The sequence below is a fragment of the Nonomuraea sp. NPDC003214 genome (genome assembly GCF_053590035.1).
Window position 1 is genome coordinate 166,312 of sequence record NZ_JBSFSX010000013.1, and the last position, 13,714, is coordinate 180,025.

14 protein-coding genes are annotated in these 13,714 nt (G+C 73.3%); 10 read left to right on the forward strand and 4 right to left on the reverse strand.

Features of this window, described 5'->3' with window-relative positions; translation table 11 throughout:
• Positions 1-159: 159 nt before the first annotated feature.
• From ACWDXC_RS35340 to ACWDXC_RS35360, 5 genes are read left to right on the forward strand one after another with little or no spacing between them, the layout of a single operon-like run.
• The gene (locus tag ACWDXC_RS35340) at positions 160-552 is read left to right on the forward strand and encodes a GntR family transcriptional regulator (RefSeq protein ID WP_357587968.1); all 393 of its coding nucleotides are present in this window, start codon (positions 160-162) and stop codon (positions 550-552) included.
• On the forward strand, positions 549-1,439 hold the full coding sequence (locus ACWDXC_RS35345) for an ABC transporter ATP-binding protein (protein WP_449989508.1): 891 nt from the start codon (positions 549-551) through the stop codon (positions 1,437-1,439). Before ACWDXC_RS35340 ends, ACWDXC_RS35345 begins: the two co-directional genes overlap by 4 nt.
• The gene (locus ACWDXC_RS35350) at positions 1,436-2,485 is read left to right on the forward strand and encodes an ABC transporter permease (protein WP_449989511.1); all 1,050 of its coding nucleotides are present in this window, start codon (positions 1,436-1,438) and stop codon (positions 2,483-2,485) included. Before ACWDXC_RS35345 ends, ACWDXC_RS35350 begins: the two co-directional genes overlap by 4 nt.
• Positions 2,482-3,915, forward strand: coding sequence for a S41 family peptidase (locus tag ACWDXC_RS35355; protein ID WP_449989514.1), 1,434 nt, complete (start codon positions 2,482-2,484; stop codon positions 3,913-3,915). The genes ACWDXC_RS35350 and ACWDXC_RS35355 overlap by 4 nt, the downstream gene beginning before the upstream one ends.
• Positions 3,912-5,051: an alpha/beta hydrolase family protein gene (locus ACWDXC_RS35360; RefSeq protein WP_449989517.1), complete on the forward strand. Its 1,140-nt coding sequence runs from the start codon at positions 3,912-3,914 to the stop codon at positions 5,049-5,051. Before ACWDXC_RS35355 ends, ACWDXC_RS35360 begins: the two co-directional genes overlap by 4 nt.
• An 11-nt stretch (positions 5,052-5,062) precedes the next feature.
• Here the strand turns inward: ACWDXC_RS35360 and ACWDXC_RS35365 are convergent, their stop codons facing one another.
• The gene (locus ACWDXC_RS35365; protein WP_449989520.1) at positions 5,063-5,746 is read right to left on the reverse strand and encodes a helix-turn-helix domain-containing protein; all 684 of its coding nucleotides are present in this window, start codon (positions 5,744-5,746) and stop codon (positions 5,063-5,065) included.
• 147 nt (positions 5,747-5,893) lie between these two features.
• Here ACWDXC_RS35365 and ACWDXC_RS35370 point away from each other — a divergent pair, with 147 nt between their 5' ends.
• From ACWDXC_RS35370 to ACWDXC_RS35380, 3 genes are read left to right on the forward strand one after another with little or no spacing between them, the layout of a single operon-like run.
• Entirely contained in the window at positions 5,894-7,111 is a 1,218-nt protein-coding gene (locus tag ACWDXC_RS35370; protein ID WP_449989522.1) for a cytochrome P450, read from the forward strand.
• Between the two features lie 5 nt (positions 7,112-7,116).
• On the forward strand, positions 7,117-8,049 hold the full coding sequence (locus tag ACWDXC_RS35375) for an ATP-binding cassette domain-containing protein (protein ID WP_449989620.1): 933 nt from the start codon (positions 7,117-7,119) through the stop codon (positions 8,047-8,049).
• On the forward strand, positions 8,046-8,804 hold the full coding sequence (locus ACWDXC_RS35380) for an ABC transporter permease (RefSeq protein WP_449989524.1): 759 nt from the start codon (positions 8,046-8,048) through the stop codon (positions 8,802-8,804). Before ACWDXC_RS35375 ends, ACWDXC_RS35380 begins: the two co-directional genes overlap by 4 nt.
• A gap of 12 nt (positions 8,805-8,816) precedes the next feature.
• On the opposite strand, the gene ACWDXC_RS35385 is transcribed toward ACWDXC_RS35380, so the two are convergent.
• Positions 8,817-9,707, reverse strand: coding sequence for an RNA polymerase sigma-70 factor (locus ACWDXC_RS35385; RefSeq protein ID WP_449989527.1), 891 nt, complete (start codon positions 9,705-9,707; stop codon positions 8,817-8,819).
• Between the two features lie 150 nt (positions 9,708-9,857).
• Here ACWDXC_RS35385 and ACWDXC_RS35390 point away from each other — a divergent pair, with 150 nt between their 5' ends.
• Positions 9,858-10,598 (forward strand): SDR family NAD(P)-dependent oxidoreductase, encoded by a 741-nt coding sequence (locus tag ACWDXC_RS35390; protein WP_449989530.1) that lies wholly within the window; start codon positions 9,858-9,860, stop codon positions 10,596-10,598.
• 13 nt (positions 10,599-10,611) lie between these two features.
• On the opposite strand, the gene ACWDXC_RS35395 is transcribed toward ACWDXC_RS35390, so the two are convergent.
• Positions 10,612-11,052 (reverse strand): hypothetical protein, encoded by a 441-nt coding sequence (locus tag ACWDXC_RS35395; protein ID WP_449989533.1) that lies wholly within the window; start codon positions 11,050-11,052, stop codon positions 10,612-10,614.
• 161 nt (positions 11,053-11,213) lie between these two features.
• Here ACWDXC_RS35395 and qcrB point away from each other — a divergent pair, with 161 nt between their 5' ends.
• Positions 11,214-12,818, forward strand: coding sequence for a cytochrome bc1 complex cytochrome b subunit (gene qcrB, locus ACWDXC_RS35400; protein WP_449989536.1), 1,605 nt, complete (start codon positions 11,214-11,216; stop codon positions 12,816-12,818).
• Between the two features lie 54 nt (positions 12,819-12,872).
• Here qcrB and ACWDXC_RS35405 read toward each other — a convergent pair whose 3' ends face one another.
• On the reverse strand, positions 12,873-13,676 hold the full coding sequence (locus ACWDXC_RS35405; RefSeq protein ID WP_449989539.1) for a class I SAM-dependent methyltransferase: 804 nt from the start codon (positions 13,674-13,676) through the stop codon (positions 12,873-12,875).
• Between the last annotated feature and the right edge of the window lie 38 nt (positions 13,677-13,714).

Below are 13,714 nucleotides of genomic sequence, written 5' to 3' on the forward strand. Positions count from 1 at the left end.
TGTCCCCTCGGGCACGGCGTCATCAAAGCAGACGGGTTTGCGGGCGCCGCGCAGCCTGTGTGCGGGTCCTGTGCAGGTCGTGCGCGCTTCCGGAGTAGTTAACCCTGGCCATATCTGCAACCATCTAATGTCCTAGAACACTAGATAAATGGAGAAATGGTGATCGAGTTCTACCTGGACGCCAAGTCCGGCCTCGCGCCCTACCAGCAGATCGTCCAGCAGGTACGGCACGCGCTCCGGCTGGGGCTGCTCCACGAGGGCGACCAGCTCCCGACCCTCAAGGAGGTCGTGGCGCAGTTGGCGATCAACGCCAACACCGTCCTCAAGGCGTACCGGGAGCTTGAGCACGAGGGCCTGGTCGCCGCCCGGCCGGGCGTCGGGACGTTCGTGACGGCCACGCTCGCCGGCACGTCGCTGGCCGCGCACGGCCCGCTGCGGCTGGAGCTGCGGCACTGGCTGGCCAAGGCGCGCCGGGCCGGGCTCGACGACGAGAGCATCGAGGCCCTCTTCATGACCACATTCAGGACCGCCGCACAGGAGGACATCGCGTGAGTTCCGTCTTGGAGGCCCGCGGGCTGGGCAAGCGATACGGCAGACGCTGGGCGTTACGCGAGTGCACCATCGACATCCCCGACGGGCACGTCGTCGGGCTGGTCGGGCCCAACGGAGCCGGCAAGACCACGCTGCTGAAGCTGGCCGGCGGCCAGCTCCAGCCGACGACCGGCGGGCTGTCGGTGCTGGGCGGCCGGCCCGCCGCCGGGCCCGCGCAACTGGCCAAGGTCGGCTTCGTCGCCCAGGACACCCCCGTCTACGCCGGGCTGAGCGTCGCCGAGCACCTGCGGCTGGGCGCCCGGCTCAACACCGGCTGGGACGCCGCGACGGCGCGCGAGCGGATCGCCCGGCTCGGCCTCGACCCTGCCCAGCGCGCCGGCCGGCTGTCCGGCGGCCAGCGCGCCCAGCTCGCCCTCACCCTCGGCCTGGCCAAGCGGCCCGAGCTGCTGATCCTGGACGAGCCGGTCGCCTCGCTCGACCCGCTGGCCCGCCGCGAGTTCCTGCAAGGGCTGATGGAGGCGACGGTCGAGCACGAGCTCAGCGTCGTGCTCTCCTCCCACCTGGTCTCCGACCTGGAACGGACGTGCGACTACCTGATCGTGCTGGTCGACTCCCGGGTCCGGATCGCGGGGGAGGCCGAGCGGCTGCTGGCCACCCACCACCGCCTCACCGGCCCGCGCCGCGACCCCGGCACGCTGCCCGCCGACCAGCACGTCGTCTCCGCCCGGCACACCGACCGGCAGAGCACGTACGTCGTCCGCACCGACCGGCCGATACTCGACCCGGCCTGGACGGTCAGCCGGCTCACGCTGGAGGACCTGGTCCTGGCGTACATGGACGATTCCACCGCCGCCGACCCCCGGCCCGCCCTGGAGGTGCGGCGATGATCTGGCTCACCTGGCGGCAGTTCCGCGGCGCGGCCCTGATGACGTCCGCCCTGCTCGTGGCGCTCGCCGCCGTCCTGGCGCCGACCGGCTCGCGGCTGGCCGCCGACTACGCGGCCGGGCTCGCCGCCTGCGCGCCCGGCGCGGAGTGCCTGCACTTCTACGACCGGTTCTTCGACGCGTACCGGATGCCGTTCCTGGCCGGCACCCTCGTGGTCCTGATCCTGCCCGCCCTCGTCGGCCTCTTCTGGGGGGCGCCGCTGATCACCCGCGAGCTGGAGGCCGGCACCCACCTGCTGGTGTGGAACCAGGGCATCACCCGCAGGCGCTGGCTGGCGGTCAAGCTCGCCCTCACCGGCCTGGTCGCGGCCGCCGCCGCCGGGGTCAGCGGGCTCGCGGTCACCTGGTGGTCGGGCCCGCTCGACCAGTCGGCGCCGGAGGGCTTCGCGCTCATGGACCCGCTGGTGTTCAGCGCGCGCGGCATCCTTCCGCTCGGCTTCGCGGCCTTCGCCTTCGTCCTCGGCGTGAGCATCGGCATGCTCGTCAAGCGGACGCTGCCCGCGATGGCGCTCACGCTGCTCGTCTTCACCGCGGTCCAGGTCGCCATGCCGCTGCTGGTCAGGCCGCACCTGATGCCGCCGGTCACCTCGACGTTCGACCTCGCCCAGGAGAACGTCGACATGTTCGGCGTGCGCCGCGACGGGCTGACCACGGTGACGCTGACCCAGGCGATCCCCGGGCACACGGGGGCGTGGGTGCTGTCGAGCGAGCTCATCGACGGTTCGGGCCGCACGCTGGCCGCGAGCGGTGACGAGGCGGTCGTCCACGGCGTCTCCGTCACCTCCGGGCCCTGCGGGACACAGCAGGCGCGGCAGGGCCCGGAGGCCTGCCTGGCCGAGCTCAGCCGGCTCGGCTACCGGCAGCGGGCCGCCTACCAGCCCCTCGACCGCTTCTGGGCCCTGCAGTGGATGGAGACGGGCATCTACGCGCTGCTCACCGCCGCGCTGACGGGGCTGTCCTTCCGGTGGGTGCGGAGGCGCCTGTCATGACGGCCAGGACAGCGGCCGCCGGGCTCGCCCTGCTCCTGGCCGCCACCGCGTGCACGGCGCCCGCGCCGCCGCGCAGCCAGGGCGGCACAGGCAGCACAGCGGCCGGGACGGCCTGCGAGCGTCCCGCGGGCCCGCCCGCCGCCGAGACGGCCACCACGATCGACGTCATCGAGCAGGCGTACTTCTGCATCCTCGGCTCCTACTACGGCGGCGCCGCCCTGGACGCCCGCTCGCTGCTGACCGCCGGGTTCGCCGCGCTGACGCGGGAGCTCGACCGCCACGGCCGCGACCTGCCCGAAGCCACCATGCCCGCGCTGACCGGCGACCGGAAGGCCGACTGGGCCGCGTTCGAGACCGCCTTCCGGAAGATCACCGGCCAGGTCCCCGGGCTGGGCGACCAGCCGGCCGTCGTCACCCTGGAGGCCATCGTGGCGAGCCTCGGCGACAACCACGCCCGCTGGACGCACGGCCTCGCCCGGCCGCCGGGCCACTACGACGGCGACGGCTACGGCCTGGGCCTCCAGGCGAGCGCCGACGGCCCGCAGGTGCACGGCAACCCCGCCGCCGCGGTGCCCCCGCTGTTCGTCACGGCCGTGCACGGCGGCGCGGCGCGGGCCGCCGGGCTGCGGCCCGGCGACGTGATCGAGTCGATCGACGGATCGGCCCCGTTCATCGGCGGGAAGGCCACGGCCGCGATCGCCGCCCTGTACGAGCCCTACCCCCGGGCCCGGCCGGTCCGGCTGAGCCTGCTGCGGGAGAGCACCGGCCGCCGCTGGAGCGTGACGCTCAGGCCCGGCCTCTACCAGCGGGACCTGGCCGAGCTCCAGGTGGTGCGGTCGAGGCTGCTGGACGACGACGTCGCCTACGTACGGGTGGCCGGGTTCGCGCCCGACTCGGCGAACCGGGCGCTCAGGGCGATCGCGCGGCTGCGCGCGGGCCGGACGCTCGCCGGTGTCGTGCTGGACCTGCGCGGCAACGGCGGCGGCAGCCCGGACGAGGCGGTGCGGCTGGTGAGCGCGTTCGCGCACGGCCAGGTCACCGCCTACCAGTGCGCGGGCGACGGCCGGTGCGAGACGTCGCGCACCGACGACACCGTCGAGCTGGTCGGACTGCCGCTGGTCGTGCTCGTCGACCGCAGCTGCGCCTCGGCGTGCGAGCACTTCAGCTCCGCCGTCAAGGCCCTGGGCGCGGGGCAGCTGGTCGGCACCAGGACCGCCGGGGTGATCTCCGGCCCGGCGCAGGCGTACCGGCTCGGCAACCACACCACGCTGAGCCTGCCGGGCAAGCGCCATCTCGGGCCGCACCGCGAGGTGATCGACCGGATCGGCGTGCCGCCCGACCACTACGCGCCCCTGACCCCGCGCGACGCCGCCGCCGGGCGCGATCCCGCGCTGGCGCAGGGCCTGCGCCTGCTGAGGGAGGCCTCATGAGAGCGATCCTGGCGGCGCTCGCCGTCGTCACGCTGGCGACCGCGTGCGCCGCGCCCGCCCCGCCCCGGACGGCCGCCGCCCCGGCCACGCCGGCCGGTCCCGCCACGCTGCCCGCCCCCACCGGCCCGCACCGGGTCGGCACCAGGACCATGTACGTGGAGGACGACTCCCGCCCCGACCCCTGGGACCCCGACGCCCGGACCCGGCGGCTCAAGGTCACGCTGTGGTATCCGGCCGAGCGGCGGGACGGGGAGCCGGCCCCGTACATGACGCCGAAGGAGTCGGAGCTCAACCTGAAGGGCGGCCGGATCGCGGGCGTCCCGTACGACTTGCTGAGCCGGACGCGGACGCACGCGATCCGGGACGCCGAGCCGGCGGGGCGCGAGCTGCCGCTGGTGGTGCTGTCGCCCGGCTTCACCAAGCCGGTCAGCCTGCTCACGTCGCTGGCCGAGGACCTGGCCAGCCGGGGGTACGCGGTGGCGGGGATCGACCACACCCATGAGAGCTACGCGACCACGTGGCGGGACGGGACGGTCGCGGAGTGCCTGGCCTGCGACAGCGACACCGACCCCGGCTTCGGCGCCCGTGTGGTGCGCGGCCGGGCGGCCGACGTGTCGTTCGTCCTGGACCGGCTGGCGGGCACCGGGCTGGTCGATCCGGGCAGGATCGCGATGGCGGGCCAGTCGATCGGCGGGGCCGCCGCCCTGGCGGCCATGGTGACGGACCCCCGGGTGCGCGCCGGGATCGACCTGGACGGCAGCACCTACGCCAGGATCCCCCGGGGCGGGCTCGCGCGGCCGTTCATGTTCGTCGGCACCCCGCAGCACGGGCCCGGCGGCGGCGACGGCTCGTGGGACCGGGACTGGAAGCTGCTGACCGGGTGGAAGCGCTGGCTCGTCGTGACCGGCGCGGAGCACCAGTCGTTCACCGACGGGCCGGTGCTGACCGCCGCCTTCGGCGTCCGGCCCGCGACCGGGATCATGGCGGCGGGGCGCGCCGTGGAGCTCACCCGCACGTACGTGGCGGCCTTCCTCGACCGGCACCTGAGGGGCACGCGGCAGCCGCTGCTGGACGGGCCGTCGCCGCGACACCCCGAGGTCACGTTCGGCAAGGACCGCGCCCAGGGCCGGACCTGACCAGGCGGGGGTCACGGCAGCAGGTGGCGCCAGCGTTCGGCGGACTCCAGGACGTCGAGGCTGATCCGCTCCAGGAAGGCGCCGCCGTGGGCGAGGCGGCGGCCGACGGGCGTCTCGGGGCCGAAGCTCTCGCCCGCCTGCTTGGCGGTCTCCGCCGCGTGGAGCGTCTGCCACGCGCTGGTCACGATCGCCTGGTACCAGGCGTCGTCGTCGACCACGTAGACGTCGCGGCGGCGTTGCGGGTCGCGCTCGCGCCTGATCAGCCCCTGCTGGACCAGGTAGCCGACGGCCAGGGAGACCGAGGCGGGGCTGACCCTGAGCCGGTCGGACAGCCCGGCCGAGGTGAGCCTGCCCTCGTCGCTCAGCCACAGGGCGATGAGGACGCGGGCCATCATCCTGGGCAGCCCCATCGCGACCGCCATCTCGACGACGGTGTCCTCGGCCTCGGCGGCCCGGCCGGCGGCCGATCCGGCGGACCGGGGAGCGGCGTGGGGGCCGCGCCGGGCCCGCCGCTCGGTCGCCCGGTGGGCCTGCTCGGGCCGGTAGGCGGCGGGACCGCCGTTGCGGGCGATCTCCCGGCTGATCGTCGAGGTCGGCCGGTCGAGCCGCCGGGCGATCTCGGCATAGGGCAGCCCTTGGGCGAGCCCGGCCGAGATGCGCTGCCGGTCCCGCTGGGTCAAGCGTCCTCCAGGCATGCCGTCAGTATTGCGTTCGCCATCACCCATTGCAACAAGACGGTGCATTCGCGCCCATCGTCATTGCACCAGTTTCGCCGCTCTGACCTGGACTTATGCACTCCGGTTGATTGACAGCATTTTCCGGCGCAACGTAGCTTTCAACGTATGTCGAACACGTACTATCGCGATGAGCCGGTCGCCCCGTCCCTGGACCGCGCGCCCGGCTGCCCCTTCGATCCCGCCCCCGCGCTCACCGCCCTGCGCGCCGAACGGCCGATCGCCCGCCTGGCCACGCCCGAGGGCGCGCCCGGCGTGTGGCTGGCCACCGGCTACGCGGCGGTCCGGCAGATCCTCGCCGACCCGCGCTTCAGCTCCCGCTACGAGACCCTGTACCACCCGCTGATGGGCGGGCACCTGCCGCCGGCCCCCGTCGGCGACCTGACCGGCATGGACGCCCCCGAGCACACCCGCTTCCGCAAGCTGCTCACGGGCCGGTTCACCGTCCGCCGGATGAACCTGCTCACCGAACGGGTCACCGAGATCACCCGCGAGCGGCTCGACGCCATGGAGCGGCAGGGGCCGCCCGCCGACCTGCTCGACGTCTTCGCCCGGCCCGTCCCCGCGCTCATGATCTGCGAGCTGCTCGGCGTCCCGTACGAGGACCGCGGCCGGTTCCAGGACCAGACGCGGACGCTCGCCGACGCCGGGACGGCGGAGGCCGCCGAGGCCCAGTACACCGCGTTCGCCGAGCTCGGCGTGTACCTGCGGGAGCTCGCGCTCGCCAAGCGCGCCCAGCCGACCGACGACCTGCTCAGCGACCTGGCGCAGGGCGGCGAGCTGGACGACGACGAGCTCGGCGGCGTGGCCGCCTTCCTGCTCAGCGCCGGGCTCGACACCACCGCCAACATGCTCGCGCTCGGCACCTACGCCCTGCTGCGCAACCCCGCGCAGCTCGCCGCCCTGCGCGCCGACCCCGGCCTGATCGGCGGCGCCGTCGAGGAGCTGCTGCGCTACCTGTCCATCGCCGCCCTCGGCATGCGCGGTGTGCGGGAGGACGTCGAGCTCGACGGCGTCCAGCTCAAGGCGGGCGACACGGTCGTCGTCGCGCTCGACGTCGCCAACCGGGACCCGGCCAAGTTCCCCGACCCCGACCTGCTCGACCTGCGCCGCGCCACCGCCGGGCACCTCGCGTTCGGCCACGGCGTGCACCAGTGCCTCGGCCAGCAGCTCGCCCGCGTCGAGATGCGCGTCGCCTTCCCCGCGCTGCTCGCCCGCTTCCCGGGCCTGCGCCTGGCCGTGCCGGAGCACGAGGTGCGGACGCGCACCGACCCCACGCAGGTGCAGGGCGTCGTCAGCCTGCCCGTCACCTGGGACCGGAGGTGAGCGCGGTGGCGGACGCCGCCATCTCGGTGACCGGGCTGCGCAAGGCGTACGGGCCGCACCGCGTCCTGGACGGCATCGACCTCACCATCCCGCAGGGCACGATCTTCTCCCTGCTCGGCCCCAACGGCGCGGGCAAGACCACCACGGTGCAGATCCTGTCCACGCTGATCAAGGCCGACGCCGGCGAGATCCGGGTGGCGGGGCACGACCTGGCCGCGGAGCCCGACAAGGTGCGTGCCGCGATCGGCGTCACCGGCCAGTTCTCGGCCGTGGACGGCTTCCTCACCGGCGAGGAGAACCTGCGGCTCATGGCCGACCTGCTCCACCTCGGCCGCGCCCGGGGCCGGGCACGCGCCCGCGACCTGCTGAAGCGCTTCGACCTCACGGAGGCCGCGGGCAAGCCGGCGGCCACCTACTCGGGCGGCATGCGGCGCAGGCTCGACCTGGCGATGACGATGGTCGGCACGCCCCGGCTCATCTTCCTCGACGAGCCGACCACCGGCCTGGACCCGCGCAGCCGCCGCACGATGTGGCAGATCGTCCGCGACCTGGTCGAGCAGGACGGCGTCACCATCTTCCTGACCACGCAGTACCTGGAGGAGGCCGACGAGCTGGCCGGCCGCATCGCCCTGCTCAGCCAGGGCGAGCTGGTCGCCGAGGGCACCCCGGACGAGCTCAAGCGGCTGGTGCCGGGCGGCCGCGTGGTCGTGCGTTTCGCCGACGCCGACGGCTACCGCAGGGTGGTCCCGTACCTGGGCGCCGCCTCGCGCAACGACGCGACGCTGACCGCCCAGATCCCCAACGAGGGCGGCGTCAGGACGCTGAAGAAGCTGCTCGACTGGCTGGACGGCCAGGCCGTCGAGGTCGCCGAGCTGACCGTGCACAGCCCGGACCTGGACGACGTCTTCCTCACCCTCACCAAGGAGCCCGCCCGATGAACGCGGTCATCGACTCGGCCACGATGCTGCGCCGCCAGGTCAAGCACATCTGGCGCTACCCGACGCTGATCATCACGTTCGCGGCCGTGCCCGTGGTGTTCCTGCTGCTGTTCGTCTTCGTCCTGGGCGGGACGATGGGCGTGGGCATCGGCGGCGACCGGGCCGCCTACACCGGCTACCTCACCCCCGGCATCATGATCATGACGGTCGCGGCGGCCGCGCAGGGGACCGCGATCTCGGTGGCCACCGACATGACCGAGGGCATCATCGCCAGGTTCAAGACGATGGCCATCGCCCGGGTCTCGGTCCTGACCGGGCACGTGCTCGGCGCGATGGTGCAGACGTTCATCGCGATGGCGGTGGTGCTGCTGGCGGCGCTGCTGATCGGCTTCCGCCCGGCCGCCTCGGTGCTGGACTGGCTCGGCGTGGCCGCGGTGCTGGCGATGTTCACCTTCGCGATCACCTGGCTGGCGGTGGCGCTCGCGCTGATGTCCAAGAGCGTCGCCACGGCCAGCAACCTGCCGATGCCGCTGATGATGCTGCCGTTCCTGGGCAGCGGCTTCGTCCCGCCGGAGTCGATGCCGGCCGGGCTGCGCTGGTTCGCCGAGAACCAGCCGTTCACGCCGGTGATCGAGTCCCTGCGCGCGCTGCTGGACGGACGCGCGCCGGGGGCGAGCCTGGCGCAGGCGGCGGTGTGGAGCGCGGTCATCGCGCTGACCGGCTACCTGCTGGCGCGGCGGCTCTACAACCGCTAGCCCGCGCGCGGGTCACAGGTGGATGGCGGTCTCGCTCATTACGCGTGACAGCTTCTCGGGGTTGCGCACGTAGTACAGGCCGGTGACCAGGCCGTGCTCGACCCGTACGGCCAGGACGCCGTCGAGCTCGCCGTCGAGCCGGATCAGCATCGCGGGGCCGCCGTTGACCTGCGCCGGTTCGAGCGACATCGCGGCGCCGAACCTCTTCAGGCCGGTGGCGAAGACGCGGACGACCCGCTCGGCGCCGCGCACGGGCCGCAGCAGCGCCTGCTTGACGCCGCCGCCGTCGCTCAGGACGACGACGTCGGGGGCGAGGATGTCGAGCAGCCCCTGCAGGTCGCCGGTCTCGACCGCGCGCCGGAACGCCTCCAGCGCGCCCCGGATCTCGGCGGGGGAGGCGTCGCCGCGCGGGCGGCGGGCGGCGACGTGGGAGCGGGCCCGGTGGGCGATCTGGCGGACGGCGGCCGCGTTCTTGCCCACGGCATCGGCGATCTCGTCGTAGCCCAGGTCGAACACCTCGCGCAGCACGAACACCGCCCGTTCGGTCGGCGTGAGCGTCTCCAGCACCAGCAGCATCGCCATCGACACGCTGTCGGCCAGCTCCACGTCCTCGGCCACGTCGGGCGCGGTCAGCAGCGGCTCGGGCAGCCACGGCCCGACGTAGGACTCCTTGCGCCGGCCCAGGGCGCGCAGCCGCATCAGCGCCTGCCGGGTGGTGATCTTGACCAGGTAGGCGCGCGGGTCCTGCACGACCCCGAGGTCGACGCCCGCCCAGCGCATCCAGGTCTCCTGCAGCACGTCCTCGGCGTCGGCGGCGGAGCCGAGCATCTCGTACGCGACCGTGAACAGCAGGTTGCGGTGGGCGACGAACGCCTCGGTGGCGGGATCCGCGCCGCTGGACATGAGTGCTCCTGACTGGTCGTGCGCCATCGGTTTCGTGCACAAGATGCCACTTCCCCCGAATCTGTGACATCTCGACGTCACAAAGGCCGGGTCACCGGCATCTTCATGGCCGACCGAATGAACGACCCGCACCTGACATGGGGAGTGGACATGGCAGTCCGTACGACGTCGGCGCTGATCACCGGGGGCAACAAGGGGCTGGGCCTGGAGGCCGCCCGGCGGCTCGGCGAGCTGGGGTGGACGATCTTTCTCGGCTCGCGTGACGAGGGCCGGGGGCGGGAGGCGGCCGGCAAGCTGGCCGCGGGCGGCGCGCGCGTGGTCCTGGTGCCGCTGGACGTGACGTCGGAGGAGTCGGTGGCCGCCGCCGTCACGCTCGTCCGGGAGCACACCGACCGGCTGGACGTGCTGATCAACAACGCCGGCGCGTCCGGCAGGGGCGTCCCGCCCGCCGACGCGACGGCGGAGGAGATCCACGCCGTCTACGACACGAACGTGTACGGGCCGGTCAGGGTCACGCACGCGTTCCTGCCCCTGCTGCGCGAGGCCGAGTGCCCGCGGGTGGTGATGGTGTCGAGCGGCGCCGGCTCCTTCGCGGTGATCACCGACCCGGACCAGCCCTCCGCGTCGATGCACGAGCTCGCCTACGCCTCGTCCAAGGCCGCGCTGAACATGCTCACCGTCCGATACGCGCAGGCGCTCCCGGAGATCAAGTTCAACGCCATCACGCCCGGCGAGGTCGTGAACCGCACCTACGCCGCCACCGACATGAACCACCACACCGGGACGCTGACCGTCACCGAGGGCACCGACTCGATCGTCAGGCTCGCGACGATCGGCGCGGACGGGCCGACCGGGACCTTCAGCGACCGGCTCGGCCCGATCTCGTGGTGAGGACCGCCCCCGGTCACCAGGGGCGGAGCTCGGTGAACAGCCGCAGCGTGACCGTCCGCGGCAGGAACCAGGCGGGCAGCCGCAGGTTCCGCGAGGAGAACACGGTCTCCAGGACGATCTTCACGTAGGGCCGCTCACCGGGGATCTCCGCGCACATGACCGTGACGGGGGAGCGCACCGCCTGGCTGCCGAAGCGCAGCCAGGCGTGCCCGTCGCGGTCGAGCTCAGCCGACTCCCAGCGCAGCACCGGCGGCTCGGCCCGGTGCGAGGGCAGGGGCAGCTCCAGCGCGAAGCCCGCCAGGACGGCGTCGGGCCGCAGGTAGAAGGCGCCGTCGAGCCGCGTGGGCGCGAACAGGAGCCGGGGCCCCTTCAGGCCGCGCGCCGTCAGCTTCGCCTCGGTCGCCTCCAGGACGATGTGCCACGAGCCGGGGCCGGTGTGTGAAGGGGTCGCCATGGCTCACCTCGCCGTGTCTCGAACGTGCGTCAGTCGCTCATAAGACGCCGCAGCGCCGCCGATTGTGACATCGGGCGCACCCCATGCGACGTCGCCGATGTCACATTTCCTCGCCCTGTGGCGTCTTAGTGGTGAACGCGGACAGAAAGGAAGTAGCACGCATGGAAACGGTCCCCGGCGGCGTCGCCCGGACATCGTCGTTCCTCGACGAACGCCTGGGAGCGGCCCGCTTCCTGAACCGCAACCTGCGCAAGATCTTCCCCGACCACTGGTCCTTCCTGCTGGGCGAGATCGCGCTCTACTCCTTCGTCATCCTGCTGCTCACCGGCACGTTCCTGACGTTCTGGTTCAAGCCGAGCATGAGCCACGTGGTCTACGACGGCGTGTACGCCCCGCTGAAGGGCGTGCAGATGTCGGAGGCGTACGCCTCCACTCTGCAGATCAGCTTCGAGGTGCGCGGCGGGCTGCTCATCCGGCAGATCCACCACTGGTCCGCCCTGCTGTTCATCGGCGGCATGATGGTCCACGCGCTGCGCGTGTTCTTCACCGGCGCCTACCGCAAGCCGCGCGAGCTCACCTGGGTCATCGGCGTCACGATGCTCGCGCTGGCCCTGCTGGAGGGCCTGACGGGCTACTCGCTCCCCGACGACCTGCTGTCGGGCGCCGGCCTGCGGGTGACCCAGGGCGTGCTCATGTCGCTGCCGGTGGTCGGCACGTACGCGACCTTCCTGCTGTTCGGCGGCGAGTATCCGGGCGAGGACGTCGTCTCCCGCTTCTACGCGCTGCACATCCTGCTCATCCCGGGCATCCTGCTGGCGCTCGTCTCGGTGCACCTGGTGCTGATGTGGGTGCAGAAGCACACCCAGATGCCGGGCAAGGGCCGCACCCGCAAGAACGTCGTGGGCGCCCCGCTCTACCCGTCGTTCATGGCCAAGACCGGCGCGTTCTTCCTGTTCACGCTGGGCTCGGTGGCCGGGCTCGCCAGCTTCGCCCAGATCAACCCCGTGTGGCTGTACGGGCCCTACACCCCGGCCGACATCTCGGCCGGCTCCCAGCCCGACTTCTACCTGGGCTTCCTGGAGGGGGCGCTGCGCTTGATGCCCGCCTGGGAGGTCAACCTGTTCGGCACCGGCCATGCGGGCACGGTGCCGCTCAGCGTCGTCGTCCCGGCGCTGGTGCCGCTCGGCCTCGTCCTCACGGGCATGGTGCTCTACCCGTTCCTGGAACGCTGGATCACCGGCGACCAGCGCGAGCACCACGTCCTCGACCGGCCGCGCAACAACCCGCACCGCACGGCGATCGGCATGACCACCGTCGTCTTCTACGGCGTGCTGTGGCTGCTGGGGGCCAACGACGAGCTCGCCGCCACCTTCCACATCAGCCTGAACGCCACCACCTACGCCGGTCGCGTGCTGGTGATCGCCGGGCCCGTGCTCGCGTACGTCATCACGTACCGGATCTGCCTGGGCCTGCAGCGCTCCGACGCCGAGCTCGTCGGGCACGGCCTGCCGACCGGCGTGGTCAAGCGGCTGCCCGGCGGCGCGTTCACCGAGGTGCACGCGCCGCTGGCCGAGGACATGGAGGCGCACCTGCGCGGCAAGGAGCCCGTGCCGATGCTCGCCGACGCCGCCCCCGCCGCCTCCGAGGTCCCGCCCGCCCGGCTGCGCGGCCCGCTCGGCCGGCTGCGCGCCCGGATGTCGCTCGCGTACGGCGGGGAGAAGGTTCCCCTGGACGAGGAGGAGCACGAGCGGTCGCTCACGCGCTGAGGGAGCGCCCCCGGCCGGGCCCGGCCGGGGGAGAGGGCCGGGTAGCCGCCGCGTTCACACCGTCCGGGCCGCGGTGACCACGACCGCGGCGTACCCCATCGTGAAGGCGCCTCCCAAGGCGTCGACGGCGGCCCCGACGCCCGCCAGGACGTCGCGGAGCTTGCCGGGCGGGAGCTGGTTGTGGCCGCCGAACGTCGGAATCTGTTCCAGCCACTCGTCCCGGGTGTAGCGCCGCTCCCAGTCGAAGCGCCACCGCTCCGGCTCGCCGAACGCGTCCGCCTTCCGGATGCCGTCCTCGGCCCTGTCCAGCAGCGCGGTGTACGTCTCCACGTCGGGCACCGTACGGCTGAAGATCGGCAGCTCGGGCAGCACCCTGCGGTAGACCGCCGCGCAGGCTTCCGCGAAGTCGGCCGGAGGCTGGAACGCGTTCCAGAACAGCGCCAGCCGGCCGCCGGGCCGCAGCGCCTCCGCGGCCCTGGCGGCTCCCGCGACCGGGTCCACCCAGTGCCAGGCCTGCCCGGAGACGACCGCGTCGAAGGTCCGGCCGGCGCGGTCCCAGGTCTCGAAGGCCGCCACCTCGGTCTCGACCCCGGTGCCGCGGGCGAAGGCGGCCATCCGCTCGTCGGGCTCGACGCCGAGCACGCGGCAGCCCGCCTCCTGGAACTGCCGGGCCTCGATCCCGGTCCCGCTGCCGACGTCGAGCAGGTCGGCTCCGGGACTGCTCGCGACGATCCGCTCGATCAGGGCGCCGGGATAGCGGGGGCGGGTCCGGTCGTAGAGGGTGGCGTCCGCGCCGAACCCCTCGGCGACCTGCCGGGCATGATGGGGCTCGGAGGCCCCCAACGGTATAGTGGGCATGCGCCCACCATAGTGGGCAACTGCCCACTCGACAAGGG